We start from the raw sequence: 14855 nt of genomic DNA on the forward strand, positions 1-14855 counted from the left end.
CGGCAAGCATTTCCGATAGTATTTATGATTTTTTGCCCTGGAGATAACCCGCAACATGAGACTTTGTGACAAGGACATCAAGGCCTATCTTGATGAAGGTAAGATCAGTATTGAGCCGCGCCCGTCAAATGATGTGATTAGCGGTCTGACAATCGATGTCACCTTAGGTAATAATTTCCGTATTTTTACTGACCACGGTGCGCCGTTTATCGATCTCTCCGGCAAAAAAGAAGATGTTGCGGCACAGCTCGAAAAAGTCATGAGTGATGAGATTGAAGTCGCCGATGGCGATGCCTTTTTCCTGCATCCGGGACAACTGGCGCTGGCGGTGACTCATGAATCTGTCACCTTACCGGATAACATTGTCGGCTGGCTGGACGGACGCTCTTCGCTGGCCCGTTTGGGTTTGATGGTACACGTCACAGCGCACCGTATCGACCCGGGCTGGGCTGGCAGGATTGTGCTGGAATTTTATAACAGTGGCCGGCTGCCGCTGGCACTGCGTCCGCACATGCCCATTGGTGCTCTGAGTTTTGAGGTGCTGTCAGGTTCTGCTGAGAAACCTTACAACAAGCGCGCCAATGCGAAATATCATAATCAGCAGGGTGCGGTTGCCAGCCGAATCAATGAAGACGAGAAGAAACATCGCTGATTTTTGTCAGAAGCGCATTAAATTGTAGTCAGAATGATAAGGTCACCTTAACGGTGGCCTTATTTTTTGCTTTAATAAATCAGGTATTTTGACATTTTTTGTTGGCATTTTTAGTGTGTCACAGGTCAATAAATGTTGTTCAACATGGCACACATTCCGAGGACAGAATGAAAAAAATTCTCTATGTACTGCTGGCGATCGTGCTGGTTGTGGTGGTGGCGATTGGCGTTCTGGTGACGCTGGTCGACCCGAACCAATTTAAGCCTTTGATTGCGGAACAGGTGAAAAAGGCCACGGGCCGTGATCTGGTTATTGAAGGCGATATCGGCTGGCGTTTTTTCCCGAGCGTGGGCTTTGCGATAGGCCGGACCGAGTTTCGTAATCCGGCAGGTTTTGATGAAGCTAACCTGGTTCAGTTCAACGAAGCGGGTGTGTCTGTGTCTGTACTTCCGTTGCTGTCCAACCGGCTGGAAATTGGTCAGGTCACGCTCAAAGATGCCCGTGTGTTTATTCAGACGCGCAAAGATGGCGTCAGTAATCTGGATGGCTTAGGTGGCGATAAAACGACCACAGACAGGGCGTCTGACTCCCGGGAAACTGAGGCACAGCCGACAGCGTCAGGTGAGGGTGAAGTGGTGGCCGAAGGCGAAACAGCAACCGGTGAGAAATGGGTGATCAGTCTGGCAGGCATAGCGCTTGAAAATGCCAGTGTCAGCCTGCGGGACGATCAGGCAGGTACTGTCACTGCGCTGGACTCGCTGAACATGAATTTGAGCCAGTTTGCACCGGGTGAATGGGCGGATCTGAATTTTGATCTGGCGGGTCAAAACGGTGCGATGCGCTTCTCTGCCCAGGGCAAAACCAGCCTGCAGTTGGCGGAAAATCTGGATAACGCGGCGCTGAAAAACACCGAGCTCTCCGCCAGCATGACAGAAGCCGGCACTCAGCTGGATAATGTCACGGTGAAACTGGATGCCTTTAATCTGGGCGAGTGGAGTAACGTGACACTGTCAGCCAAAGGGCAGATCCCTGATCTTGCCTTCAATGCTGAGGGTAAAACCCGGATTAGGGTCAGCCAGGATAAGGCGAACATTTCGCTGCAGGCGCTGGATCTGAAATCAGATCTCGAAGGTGCCGCTCTGCCCCGGCCGACGATGAAAGTGGCCATGTCTGGCGATGCTGAATACGATCTCAAAGCCGCTATGGCGACCCTGAGCGGATTGACAGTGAAGGCGGATGAACTGGCGTTGAACGGCGATGCCTCTTTCAAACAGGCCGATATTCCGGTGATCCGTTTTGCGCTCAGCAGTGAGGAGATCAATGTCGACAACTGGACCGGTGGCGACGCAGAGGCTGCAGCCAGTGAGGAGGCCAAGCCGTCAGACACCTCAGGCACGGCTTCTGCACCGGCTGGCGATGCACCTGTCAGCGAACAGGAGCCTGATCTGTCGGTCTTGAAACAGCTCGATGTCGACGGCACTGTGAAAGTTAAGCGCTTTGTGGCGGCCAACGCCAGGCTGAGCAATGTTGATCTGGCGATAGCGGTTAAAAATGGCGTGTTTACTCTCAACAAATTCGCGGCAGATCTGTATGACGGGACAATATCCGCCACAGCCAGACTGGATGCGAACGGTTCATTGCCGGTGTACCAGATCAGCAATACCATTCAGGGTGTACAGGTGCAGCCTTTACTGGTCGATGTTGCCGAGAATGATATTCTGGCTGGCACGGGTAACATTGATGTCGAAGTGGCAGGCAAAGGCCTGGCAGAGTCGCGGCTCAAGAAGAATCTGGATGGAACAATCGCCATCAATTTTGCCGATGGTGCGGTTAACGGGATCAATATTCCCAAGATGATCCGTGAAGCCAAGGCCAAACTGAAAGGCCAGTCTGATACTGTACAGGACGAGCCGAAAAAGACAGATTTCTCTGCGCTGACGGCGACCTTCATACTGAAGGACGGTAAAGCGGCGACCAATAATATGCATCTGGCTTCGCCTCTGCTGCGTGTCGATGGCAAAGGGAATACGGATCTGACCGAGCAGTCACTGGCGTTTCAGATTGACACCTCTGTGGTGGCCACCAGTAAAGGACAGGGCGGTAAATCGGTAGACGAAGTCGCGGATATCACAGTGCCGCTTGATATTACCGGGACCTGGCAGGCGCCAGATTATGCCATCAACTTTAAAGAGCTGGTGAAGCGGAACAGCGAGCTGGATAAGCGGGCGAAAGAACTGGAAGCAAAAGCCAAAAAAGAAGCCGACAGACTGGAAGAAAAGGCCAACAAGGAAGTGCAACGCGGTCTGGATAAATTGCTGGGCGACAAAGCCGGTGACGATAAAGTCAAAGAAGCTACGGATAAGTTGCTGAAAGGACTGTTTAACTAACGCGCAGTTTGCGTCAAACCAATGAGATCAGGGCCAGTCGGGTAAACCGCTGGCCTTTTTAGTGCCTGCCGCTATTTTGTTACTGATAATGTAGTTGGGCTATCTCTGACTGAGCGGTTTGGTACAATCAGCAAAAAACCATGGAGAGTGACCTTGGATTCAGTTACACAGGCGGCGTTGGGCGCTGCTGTTGCCGGCATGATAGCTGGCCGAAAAGCCTCACCCAAAGTGCTGGTGGCCGGTGCCATGCTGGGAACCTTGCCGGATCTGGATGTGTTGATCGATTATGGCGATCCTGTATCGGATATGGTGAAGCATCGCGGCTTCAGCCACTCTCTTTTTGTGCTGTTTCCGCTTTCGTTGTTACTGGCGTGGTGCTGGCACCGATGGCGGCCAGCCAGCTCATTCAGTTTCTTGCGGTTGTGGGGCTTGGTGGCGGCCTGCCTGATCACCCATCCCATTCTGGATGCCTTTACCGCTTACGGTACTCAGCTTTTGTGGCCTTTACCTGTCAGCGTGGCGGTGTCCAGTATCTTCATTATTGATCCGCTTTATACCCTGCCGCTGTTAGTGACGTTGCTGGCCGCGCTGCTGTGGCGTGATCGTATTGCCAGCCTGTGCAAAGCCGGTGTTATCCTGTCCAGTCTGTACCTGTTATGGTCAGTAGTGGCGATGCACATGATTGAGCAGAGAGTAGAAAATCAGGTGGCAGGCACGCCACTGGAAGGCAAGCCGGTTTTTGTTTCGCCAACGCCTTTTAATACCGTGTTATGGCGAATTGTGGTGTTAGGCGAGGACAGCTACTGGGAAGGGTTGTCGTCACTGTTAGATGAATCAGACACTGTAGACTTTCTTGAGAAAGCCCGCGGTCACTGGCCTCTGACCGACAAGCCTTCAACATTACAGGCGCTTGAACGTTTTACCCGTCAGTTCATTCGCTATGAAGATAACGGCAGCCAGATCATCGCCACAGATCTGCGTCTGGGCATGGTGGATTATCTGCCGTTCCGGTTTGTGTTTGCCAGCCGGGAGAACCATGAAGACTGGCAATTCCCGCTGCCAGTGCAATTGAGCAGCCCTGCGGTGCGGATAAAACATTTACCTTCTTTGTGGCTGCGCCTGTTGGGCAGTCAGGATATTGATGCAGACCTCTGCCATGCGTCTGAGGCCTGTCATCATTCGGCGCTGCCGTCGTCCTGATTACCAGTCTACGCCTTTGCGGGCTTTAATACCGCTCTCAAAGGCGTGTTTGATGTTGCGAACTTCTGAAACGGTATCGGCCATGTCAGTCAGGCGACGGTGAGCCGCGCGGCCTGTTACCACCACGGATTGCTCCGGTGGGCGCTGCGCGATAGTGTCCAGCACCTCATCGATATCCAGATAGCCGTAAGTCAGCATGTAAGTCAGCTCGTCGAGCAATACCACGTCATAGCTGGCGTCTGTCAGCATTTTTTTGCATTCAGTCCAGGTGGTCTGCGCCGCGAGTGTATCGGCTTCTTTGTCTTGCGTGTCCCAGGTAAATCCTGTGCCCATGACAGCGAAAGTGACGTCGTGTTGTTCTAGCAGGTTCCGCTCGCCATTGTCCCAGGTGCCTTTGATAAACTGACCGACACCACATTTCTGACCATGACCGACCGCGCGGGCAATAGTGCCGAAACCAGAGGTGGATTTACCTTTACCGTTACCGGTAATGACCAGCAGGATGCCTTTTTCTGTCTGAGCTGCAGCCACTCGGGCATCGACTTCTTCTTTGACTTTTTGCTGCCGGGTTTTGTAACGATCCTGTTTATTGTGTTCGTCTGCCATAACTGCCTCTTTAAGTTGGCGTTCTTGCGGAATAGAAAAGAGATGATTGTGTTCGAGCAGAGCACAAGACGCAAGTGGGATTGGTGGTTTAATGACAACCTGACTCTCTCATTCCTTAGCCAATGGAGGAAAATAGGGATTGCTATACTTTTAGCGTGAACCCTAGCAGGTAAGGAAGGTGATGTTGTGAAATTCGTCCTTTTCGTCTTTTTCATTGTGTCGCTGGCAGTGAGTGGCTGCGCAAGAAACCCTTACGGTGATTCTTATGGCCGATCTCAGGCACAGCAGATCCAGCAAGTGAAATACGGCACTATTGTTCAGATTGATCCTGTGACCTTAGAAGGTGAGCAGAATGTGGTTGGCACCATAGCTGGTGCAGCTGTGGGCGGGATACTGGGATCGAAAATCGGTGGCGGCAGCGGTTCAGACATTGCTGCCATCGGGGGTGGCTTGCTGGGTGGTTATGCCGGGAGTAAAGCCTCACAGAATCTGTCGGAAAGTAACGGTGTGAATCTGACGATTAAACTCGATTCAGGCGAAACCATAGCCATCGTCCAGGCTGTTGATCCTAATATGCTTTTTCGGGTGGGGCAGAAAGTCCGGATTAATGTCACCGGCAGAACCGCACGGGTAGTGCCTCAGTAGTCCATCCTTTGGCGTTGAGGCTTCACCGATAAATAGTCCTGTGGTTTAGCTTGCACGGGTAGAATTGGACAGGCCACCATCTTGTGGCCTGTCTGATGTTTCGGATGAGTCTGGCCAGTATTTATACCCTCGCGACAAGCTCGGTCATTCTCTGCAATTCTGTCAGCAAACCCGTGAGACCTTTTTTCATTGCGTCATTGGCTTCCAGCACGCCTTGGTCATTAATGTATTGGTTATAAAAGGCAATAGGCACGGAAGCAGACAGGGTAAGCGTACCGACGCCAGACAGCAGCAGTCGTAATGCCTGAGTTGAACGCAGTCCGCCGGACACCCCGCCATAACTGACAATGCCTGCTGGCTTCCCAGCCCATTCTTTGGCCAGAAATTGAATGGCGTTGACTAATGCGGCAGGGGGAAAGTAGTCGTATTCCGGGGTCACAAAGAGAATGGCATCCGCAGCAGTGACGGTCTGGCTCCATTGCTTAGTATGAGCTTGGGTGTATTTTTGCTGGGCAGGGTGATCAGGTTCGTCCAGTAAGGGCAAGTTCACTGTTTTCAGATCAGCAAATGCCACTTCAAATTGTTCTGCAGTTTCTGCTTCTTGTACTACCCACTCAGCAACTGGTAAGCCACCACGGTTAGGCCGGGTACTGCCGAAGATGATTAATAATTTTTTCATACTTTTTCCTTGAATACTGACACAGGCTAATAACGTCAATGTTCAAGTGTAGTGGTGATTCGCCGTGAATGACGAAGGGCAAAGCACTATTTGATGTCGTTGCAGTGCGATTTGAGGTAAGACTGGCAGTAAAGACTGACAGATATGCATCAGTCTTACCGGATGAAAATATCTATGTATGCCTTGGTGCAAACATGATGATACACATGCCCGTAATGGCGACAGACGCACCGAGCAAATCCCAAAACGTAGGGCGGATGCCATCAACCAACCATAGCCAGAATATGGCAGCGAAGATATAAACCCCGCCGTAGGCAGCGTATACCCGGCCGGACGCTGTGGGGTGCAAAGACAAAAGCCAGGCGAACAGCGCCAGGCAAATAGCAGCAGGGAACAACAGCCAAATGGATTTGCCTTCCCTCAGCCATAAATAGGGAAGGTAGCAGCCAAGTATTTCTGCCAGTGCGGTGAATAAAAACAGCATCAGGGTTTTCAGTTCTGTCATGGGGCGTATTTTCAGTGTGTGGGTTTTCAGGCGCTATTTAACCATAATGGCTTCACTTCAGGGGGATTTACTGAAGCAGCAGATATTTTTCATTCGGTTTACTCAGGTTGCGCCTGATCCCGAACAGATTGGATAAAAAGGCATTTTTATTGACTAGGTCGAAAGGAGTGAATAGGATCACACTTTTTACACGCCATGGAGAGACAGATGTCAATTACGCCGCCTTAGCCGACAACCCACCCCTAATCTTTCTAACCTCTTGTTTACACAAATTTTTGAGAAATTTTATGATAGAAACGATAAAGCGCGATTGGTTATCCAATGTGCGTGGTGATGTATTGTCTGGGCTTGTAGTTGCACTGGCTCTTATTCCAGAAGCGATTGCTTTTTCCATTATTGCCGGGGTTGACCCGAAAGTCGGCCTGTATGCCTCATTCAGTATCGCGGTAATTATTGCGTTTACCGGAGGCCGTCCTGGCATGATTTCAGCGGCAACCGGTGCCATGGCGCTGTTGATGGTGACTCTGGTCAAAGAGCATGGTTTGCAGTATCTGCTGGCAGCCACAGTATTAACCGGTATCTTGCAAATCGCGGCCGGGTATCTGAAATTGGGTGATTTAATGCGATTTGTTTCCCGTTCGGTCGTCACGGGATTTGTTAACGCATTAGCCATTTTGATCTTTATGGCCCAGTTACCTGAACTGACTGATGTAACCTGGCACGTTTATGCTCTGACGGCGGCCGGTTTGGGTATTATCTACCTGTTCCCTTATTTGCCTTATGTCGGCAAAGTTCTTCCATCGCCACTGGTGTGTATTCTTGTTATTACTGCAGTCACATTGACCTTTGGTATTGATATTCGCACTGTGGGTGATATGGGGCAACTGCCGGATACACTGCCGTTCTTTCTTTGGCCTGATGTTCCGCTGAACCTGGAAACCTTGCTGATTATCCTGCCTTATTCTGTTGGCCTGGCAGTTGTCGGTTTGCTGGAGTCCATGATGACAGCCACAATTGTGGATGATCTCACTGACACCAGCAGTGACAAAAACCGTGAGTGTAAAGGTCAGGGGGTTGCAAATATCGCGACTGGCTTCCTGGGCGGTATGGCTGGTTGTGCCATGATTGGTCAGTCGATTATCAACATCAAGTCCGGTGGTCGGGGCAGATTATCAACTTTTATCGCGGGTTTGTTCCTGCTGATTATGGTGGTTTTTCTCAGCGACTGGATCAAGCAGATCCCAATGGCAGCGCTGGTTGCTGTCATGATTATGGTGTCTATTGGTACTTTCTCCTGGTCTTCGATTAAAGATCTGAAATCACACCCGCTGTCTACCAATATTGTGATGGTCACCACCGTTGCTGTGGTCGTGGCAACACATAACCTCGCTATCGGTGTGTTTGTCGGTGTTCTGTTGGCAGCCTTGTTCTTTGCCAACAAGATCGGCCACTTTATGGTGGTGAAGAGTGATCTGGAACAAAATGGCGAAGCAAGAACTTATCGTGTTGTAGGACAAGTCTTTTTTGCCTCTTCAGATCAATTTTTAGCCTCTTTTGACTACAAGGAAGTGCTGGAGCGTGTCACTATTGATCTGTCATCGGCTCACTTCTGGGATATCACAGCCGTCTCATCGCTGGATAAAGTGGTCATTAAGTTCCGCCGCGAAGGTACTCAGGTGGATCTCATTGGCATGAATGAAGCAACAGCGACCATAGTTGATAAATTTGGTGTTCATGACAAGCCGGAAGAAGTTGAAAAACTGATGGGCGGCCATTAAGGAGATATCATGACGCAATATATTACCGCATGTATAGACGGCCAGCATTACTCGAAAGCCGTGGTGGACCTGGCAGCCTGGACAGCCAGGCGTTTGGATACACCGCTAAAACTGCTGCACGTGCTGGATAAAGACAGGTATCAGGCTGATTCTCAGCTGTCCGGAACAATTGGTCTGGGCAGCCGTGAAGCGTTACTGAAAGAGCTCAGCGAGCTGGATGAAAAACGCTCCAAACTGGAAATACAGCACAGCAAAGCTTTGCTCAATGATCTGGAATCTCTGGTCACTGATACTGGCGTCCCTGCTGTGGTGAAACAGCAACTGCATGGGCATCTTGTCGAGACGTTACTGGAACTGGAACCGGAAATTCGGGTACTGGTGCTGGGTAAATCCGGCGAGTTACATCAGCAGGATGCCAAGGCGATTGGCTCGCAGCTGGAAAGTGTGGTGCGGGCATTTTCGACCCACACTCTGATTGCTAACGGCGATTTCAGTGAACCGGCTGAGTATCTGCTGGCGTTTGATGGCAGCGAAACCAGCCAGAAGCTGGTGCAGAAGGCCATTGATACCCCGTTACTCAAGGGGATGACGTGCCACTTAGTGATGGTGGAAGATGCTGACAACAAACGCGACGCCTTTGAGTCTGCGGCCGAGACCCTGAGCAACGCAGGTATTAACGTTACTAAAGTGTGCCTGACGGGATCAGTAGGCAGTGCAATTTTGCAATATCAGCAGGAAAAATCGATTGGCATGATAGTGATGGGGGCTTACGGCCACTCTAAGCTGCGCCAGTTCTTTGTCGGCAGTAATACCACCCGGCTTCTGGTGGATGCCACTGTTCCTATGCTGTTAATCCGATAACGCAAAGCGCATCAGAGACTCAGACCAAGGGAGCGATTTCGCTCCCTTTTTTTGTCGCCTCTAAACCACCGCCTATGGCGGTGGTGATTGTTTGACCTCTGTGATCCGTCATGCGGCTGTGGTGGTTGTGGCAGCTCAGCGCAAACAACGACAGGCAAGACACAGATAGGCTGTGCTTGTTTGGATATTGCATTTACCTGGCAGGGATGCGTACTCTGTATCAGGCGTAAAGGTAAGCTGATGGTGAGGAGGAAAATTGATGCCAGAGAAGAGAATACCATCCGTGCTGTTAGTCTGCATGGGTAATATTTGCCGCTCGCCAACCGCAGAAGCTGTGTTGCGTGCTAAGGCAGTGAAAGCAGGCATCGAGGTTGAGATCGATTCTGCAGGTACGATTGGGTATCACGAAGGAAAACGGCCGGACAGTCGTTCGCGTGCTGCCGGGGAAGCCAGAGGATACAGCTTTGAGCGGATTCGCGCCCGCCAGATAGCTGTCGGCGATTTCGAAAAGTTTGATTTAATTCTGGTTGCGGACAGGCAAAATTTGTCTGATCTGACAGCCATCTGTCCGGCAGAATATCTTTCTAAGCTGTCCTTGTTACTGGCCTTTGCGGATGCAGAGGAAGATGAAGTACCGGACCCGTACTATGGCGGCGAGGAGGGTTTCGAGCATGTGCTGGATTTAATCGAAGCTGCTGCGGACAGGATAGTTGCTGGTCTGAAACAAAGGTGATTTGGCGTGCACTGTAAGTGGCTTTGAGTTAAGTGGTCTGACTGGAGAGGTACGTTAATCCGAAACACAGAAAGTAAAAAGCCATGCAAACGCATGGCTTTTTGTCTTTATTGCTGCGTCAGAGTTACTCTTGTGTCTCTGAGGCTGCTTTGGTCATTGGCGCCGAAGCAACGTTAGTTGCTGTCTGACTACCTGCCTGACGGGCTTGAATCTGACTGGTACGTAACGGTGCAATCGCTACCGGTGTCGTATCCAGCACTTGCTGCGGAGCAGGTGCCTTAGTCATCGGAGACACGCTGTGAATCCCGCGGGGTGCGCTTGCCGTCACTTGCTGCTTAACGGCTGCTGTCACTTGGGCCATAACAGGCGGTTCAACGGTCTCTTGCGGACTGGCTTCTTCTGCCTGCTTTTCCGCAACAGTTTCTGCGACGGCTTCAGTGACAGTTTCTGCTACCAGAGGCACGGAAACGTCAGTGTCGGGAGCCGCGCTCTCAGAAACCTGGGTGGTTTCAGGTGCTTCAGCCACAGCTGCCGTTTCGGCTTGCTCAACGCGGGCTTGTACTGGCTCACTTTGCGCTGCAGTCTGACGAAGTGGCATGACTTTACCCATTGCCAGTTCCGGCATGGCCACACCGCTCAGTGATGCAGCCTGTGCCTCGGCGGATTGCTCAGCCTGTACTGCTACTGCAAGGGTTTCAGTTTCTTCGGCGCTATCTTCTGCGGCGGTATCTTCTGCATGGACAGCTGGCTTGTCGTGACGAGGCCAGACTTTACCCATTGCCATTTCAGGAGACGCCACACCGGTAGTTGGACGACGCTTAGGACGCTCAACAATGGAGACCACGTTTTCCATTTCGCCCAGGCTGTCAGACACTTCTTCTACCGCATGGGTAATGGCATCAGAGACTGCCTGATCGACCTGGTCTTCATCCTGTTGAGGACGCGTATCGCGGATGCGGCGACGACGTTGACCGCTGGCACGCAGGTGTCGTGGTGAGCGGCGGTTACGGCGTTGACCTTCCTGACCTTCCTGAGCATCTGTTTCCGACTGCACATCGGCAGATTCTAGCTCAGCGGCAGAGTTGGCTTCTTTGGCCATTTCGATACCGACGTTCTTAACACGGCTTGGCGTGTTATCGCTGACCGCAGCAGGAGCTTGCTCTGTGTCACCGGCTGGCTGCAGCTCTGCAGATTCCAGGCGGATCTTCTTATGCAGCTGGCGACGTTGACGGCGTTGTTTTACCTTCTCGGTCTTTGGTTGCTCAACGTTGTCGGTGGTCGCTTCAACGGTGTCAATTACCTCTGCCGTTTCAGCCTGTTGCTGCTTTTCTTTACGGCGTTGCTTTTGCACTTCATCGCGGCGTTGGCGTTTTTGCTCTTTGATTTCTTCATCAGCTATTGTGCGCGGTGCCGCCGCTTTCGCTGGCTTTTCAGCCTGGGCGTTACGGTCTTGCTTAGGACGCTCATTGCGACGACGCTGCTGACGCTGACCTTTTTCGCCAGCTTTCGCGTCGCGTGAATCGCGATCATCATCCTGACGGTTACGGCTCTGACCCTGACGGCTGCCGTCTTTGCCGCGGCGGTTATCACGACGGTTGTCACGTCGGTTATCCTGGCGTACGGCAGGTGTAGTCTCTGGCTTTTCTGCCGGCTTCTCTTCAGCGGTGCTGCTAAAGAAGCTGGCAAGAGCGCTGAACAGTCGCTGGAACAGACCAGGCTTGCTTTCTGCGTTGGCCGTCGGCTCAGAGACTGTGGCAGGAGCAGGCTTAACAACCGGCGCTGGTGCTTTTGGCGCAGTAAATCCTTGCAGAATGGGCTCTTCACGCTTTTTGGTTGCACGCTCTGGTGCCGCTTCCGCTGCTTCTGTCTCACGTGTAGCTTCCAGCACTTGCGGAATGTGGTAAGACAAGGTGTCTTTTTCTTCGCCGGTACGTACACGCAGCACTTCAAAATGCGGCGTTTCAATATCAGCGTTAGGAACGATCACCACTCTTACATCGTGATATTTTTCGATGTGTTGTACAGAGCGACGTTTCTCGTTCAGCAGGTAGGACGCGACAGCAACCGGTACGATAGCCTGTACCTGAGAGCTGTTGTCTTTGAGTGCTTCTTCTTCAATTAGGCGAAGAATAGACAGAGACAGCGACTCGTTATCACGTACCACACCTGTACCTGTACAGCGTGGGCAGACATGGTGGCTGGCTTCAGCCAGAGAAGGACTCAAACGCTGACGTGACATTTCCAGCAGGCCGAAGCGGGAGATACGGCCGATTTGCACGCGGGCACGGTCCATTCGCACGGCTTCGCGCAGGCGGTTTTCCACTTCACGCTGGTGACGAACCGGGGTCATATCGATGAAGTCGATAACCACCAGGCCGCCTAAGTCGCGCAAACGCAGTTGACGGGCGATCTCGTCGGCCGCTTCCAGGTTGGTCTGCAGCGCGGTTTCTTCGATATCACCGCCCTTCGTGGCGCGGGCTGAGTTGATATCGATAGAAGTCAGAGCTTCTGTCGGGTCAATAACCACAGAACCACCGGAAGGCAGTCGCACTTCACGCTGGAAAGCCGATTCAATCTGGCTTTCAATCTGATAGTGGCTGAACAGCGGTACTTCGCCTTCGTAACGTTTTACTTTAGGCAGAAAATCAGGACGTATCAGTTTGATGTGATCGCGGGCGCGGTCGAAGATTTTCGGGCTGTCGATCAAAATCTCGCCAATATCACGGCGCAGATAGTCACGAATAGCACGGGCAATCACGTTACTTTCCTGATGGATCAGGAAAGGAGCAGGGTGGGCATCGGCGGCTTCTTTCACTGCACTCCAGTGATTGAGCAGTACGTTTAAATCCCATTCCAGTTCTTCAGCGGATTTGCCCACGCCAGCAGTACGTACGATCAGGCCCATGCCATCCGGTAGCTGCAGGGTGCTCAGTGCGGCTTTCAGTTGTGTGCGTTCTTCCCCTTCGATTCGGCGCGATATACCGCCGGCACGAGGGTTGTTTGGCATCAGTACCAGGTAACTTCCCGCCAGAGAGATAAAGGTTGTCAGCGCAGCCCCTTTGTTGCCGCGTTCTTCTTTATCCACTTGAACGATAACTTCCTGACCTTCTTTCAGCACTTCCTTAATATTAGGACGACCCTGATAGGTGTAGTTGGCTGGGAAGTAGTCGCGTGCAATTTCTTTCAGAGGGAGGAAACCGTGACGCTCGGCACCATAGTCGACGAAAGCGGCTTCAAGACTAGGTTCGATACGGGTAATGCGGCCTTTGTAGATATTTGCTTTCTTAGATTCGTGTCCTGGGCTTTCGATATCAAGATCGAATAGCTTTTGACCGTCCACTAATGCGACGCGCAACTCTTCCTTCTGAGTTGCGTTGATCAACATTCTTTTCATTCTGTGTACTCATTTATTGTCGTTGTTTTAGTGAGCCAATATTGGATTTTCTACCGATGCTGCCTGACCCCAAGTCTGATTTACGGTTGCAACCTCACGGTTGGATGTTTCAGGAGTGCTCTATGGCTACACGTATCTGCCAGCTGTACTTAAAGATGGTATAAGACCATTAAAAGTGGCTTTAAGACCCTACGGTACTCAGCCGGTAACACCGCGTCATCGCGGTTGTATCTCTAACACCGATAAAAAATCTGCAATCGGAACACTAATAATGACTCTGCATGACTTATCGTCTTACGCCTATTGCAGCGACGCCAAGCAGAGCAGGATAAAAAACATTCATCATGACGAAAATATGACCGTCATGGCACGGAAAGTGGGAAATTCCCCTGTTCCAGACTGCAATCATAGCAGGGTGACTTTTTTGCGGCAATCTGCTTTATAGCCGTGATAGAATCTTGGGCTATGAAAGATGACAAACCAAAAGTGCAATTCATCGCTATTGCTGATGATTTTGCCGGGCAAAGGATTGATAATTTTCTCCGTGCCCGACTGAAAAACGTGCCCAAAAGTATGATTTACCGGATTTTGCGTAAGGGTGAGGTGCGAGTAAACAAAAAACGGATAAAACCGGAGTACAAACTCCAGGAAGGGGATCTGGTGAGAGTACCGCCTGTGACCTTGCCAGAGAAAGAAGCAGCGGCACCTGTCAGCACTAAACTGGACAAAGTCGCTGAGCTGGAAAATTGCATCATTTACGAAGATGAGCACATGCTTATCCTCAATAAACCGTCAGGTACTGCTGTACACGGTGGCAGTGGCCTGAAATTCGGTGCCATCGAAGCACTGCGGGCGTTGCGCCCGGATGCGCGCTTTCTGGAGTTAGTACACAGGATAGACAGAGACACTTCAGGCATTTTGCTGATAGCAAAGAAACGTTCAGCCCTGCGTAAACTTCAGGAACAGTTCAGGCAGAAAACGGTTCAGAAATATTATTTTGCGTTAGTCATGGGGCAGTGGCCGAAAGAGTGCCGTAAAGTCACCGCTCCGCTGCTGAAAAACGAAGTCAACAGTATTGTTCGGGTTAATCCGAACGGTAAAGCGTCTGATACACGTTTTAAAGTACTGGAAAGTTTTACAGAGGCCACGCTGGTGCAGGCCAGTCCGGTCACAGGTCGTACGCATCAGATCCGTGTGCACTGTCAGTATACAGGTCACCCCATTGCCTGGGATGACAGATACGGTGATCCGCGTTTTGATGCGTATACCAAGACGGCCGGGCTGAGTCGTCTCTTTTTACATGCAGCGAATATTCAGTTTGAACACCCGCACTCGGGTGAGAAAGTGGAAATCAATGCGCCCATGGATGCCATGCTCAACAGAACGCTGGAGGCGCTTCGCCAGCGTTAATGCAT

General features: G+C 51.3%; 12 protein-coding genes. 8 read left to right on the forward strand and 4 right to left on the reverse strand.

Annotation, left to right across the window (positions count from 1 at the left end; translation table 11 throughout):
- Positions 1 to 55: 55 nt before the first annotated feature.
- From dcd to Q4491_RS00925, 3 genes are all read left to right on the forward strand, one after another.
- On the forward strand, positions 56 to 652 hold the full coding sequence (gene dcd, locus Q4491_RS00915; protein WP_192015182.1) for a dCTP deaminase: 597 nt from the start codon (positions 56 to 58) through the stop codon (positions 650 to 652).
- A gap of 167 nt (positions 653 to 819) precedes the next feature.
- Entirely contained in the window at positions 820 to 3039 is a 2220-nt protein-coding gene (locus tag Q4491_RS00920; protein ID WP_218382958.1) for an AsmA family protein, read from the forward strand.
- A gap of 153 nt (positions 3040 to 3192) precedes the next feature.
- The gene (locus tag Q4491_RS00925) at positions 3193 to 4239 is read left to right on the forward strand and encodes a metal-dependent hydrolase (protein ID WP_303453449.1); all 1047 of its coding nucleotides are present in this window, start codon (positions 3193 to 3195) and stop codon (positions 4237 to 4239) included.
- On the opposite strand, the gene cobO is transcribed toward Q4491_RS00925, so the two are convergent.
- On the reverse strand, positions 4240 to 4845 hold the full coding sequence (cobO, locus tag Q4491_RS00930; RefSeq protein WP_218382966.1) for a cob(I)yrinic acid a,c-diamide adenosyltransferase: 606 nt from the start codon (positions 4843 to 4845) through the stop codon (positions 4240 to 4242).
- A gap of 186 nt (positions 4846 to 5031) precedes the next feature.
- On the opposite strand from cobO, the gene Q4491_RS00935 reads away from it, so the two are divergent.
- Complete coding sequence (locus tag Q4491_RS00935; RefSeq protein ID WP_192015186.1) at positions 5032 to 5490, forward strand: glycine zipper 2TM domain-containing protein; 459 nt, start codon at positions 5032 to 5034, stop codon at positions 5488 to 5490.
- Between the two features lie 121 nt (positions 5491 to 5611).
- On the opposite strand, the gene Q4491_RS00940 is transcribed toward Q4491_RS00935, so the two are convergent.
- Together Q4491_RS00940 and Q4491_RS00945 are read right to left on the reverse strand one after the other, a co-directional pair.
- Positions 5612 to 6169 (reverse strand): NADPH-dependent FMN reductase, encoded by a 558-nt coding sequence (locus tag Q4491_RS00940; protein WP_303453456.1) that lies wholly within the window; start codon positions 6167 to 6169, stop codon positions 5612 to 5614.
- A gap of 172 nt (positions 6170 to 6341) precedes the next feature.
- Positions 6342 to 6674 (reverse strand): YnfA family protein, encoded by a 333-nt coding sequence (locus tag Q4491_RS00945; protein ID WP_192015188.1) that lies wholly within the window; start codon positions 6672 to 6674, stop codon positions 6342 to 6344.
- A gap of 287 nt (positions 6675 to 6961) precedes the next feature.
- On the opposite strand from Q4491_RS00945, the gene Q4491_RS00950 reads away from it, so the two are divergent.
- The 3 genes from Q4491_RS00950 (at position 6962) to Q4491_RS00960 (ending at position 10046) form a co-directional block, all read left to right on the forward strand.
- Positions 6962 to 8452 (forward strand): SulP family inorganic anion transporter, encoded by a 1491-nt coding sequence (locus tag Q4491_RS00950; RefSeq protein ID WP_303453459.1) that lies wholly within the window; start codon positions 6962 to 6964, stop codon positions 8450 to 8452.
- A 9-nt stretch (positions 8453 to 8461) separates the two neighbouring features.
- Positions 8462 to 9313 (forward strand): universal stress protein, encoded by an 852-nt coding sequence (locus Q4491_RS00955; RefSeq protein ID WP_303453462.1) that lies wholly within the window; start codon positions 8462 to 8464, stop codon positions 9311 to 9313.
- 259 nt (positions 9314 to 9572) lie between these two features.
- Positions 9573 to 10046 carry a low molecular weight protein-tyrosine-phosphatase gene (locus Q4491_RS00960; protein ID WP_303453465.1) on the forward strand — a complete coding sequence of 158 codons (474 nt, stop codon included), beginning with the start codon at positions 9573 to 9575 and terminating at the stop codon, positions 10044 to 10046.
- Between the two features lie 124 nt (positions 10047 to 10170).
- Here the strand turns inward: Q4491_RS00960 and rne are convergent, their stop codons facing one another.
- Positions 10171 to 13440 (reverse strand): ribonuclease E, encoded by a 3270-nt coding sequence (gene rne / locus Q4491_RS00965; RefSeq protein ID WP_303453468.1) that lies wholly within the window; start codon positions 13438 to 13440, stop codon positions 10171 to 10173.
- 465 nt (positions 13441 to 13905) lie between these two features.
- Here rne and rluC point away from each other — a divergent pair, with 465 nt between their 5' ends.
- Complete coding sequence (rluC, locus tag Q4491_RS00970) at positions 13906 to 14850, forward strand: 23S rRNA pseudouridine(955/2504/2580) synthase RluC (RefSeq protein WP_192015193.1); 945 nt, start codon at positions 13906 to 13908, stop codon at positions 14848 to 14850.
- Positions 14851 to 14855 lie beyond the last annotated feature (5 nt).

The sequence above is a fragment of the Photobacterium sp. 2_MG-2023 genome (assembly GCF_030547675.1).
GTDB classification, from domain to species: Bacteria; Pseudomonadota; Gammaproteobacteria; order Enterobacterales; family Vibrionaceae; genus Photobacterium; species Photobacterium arenosum.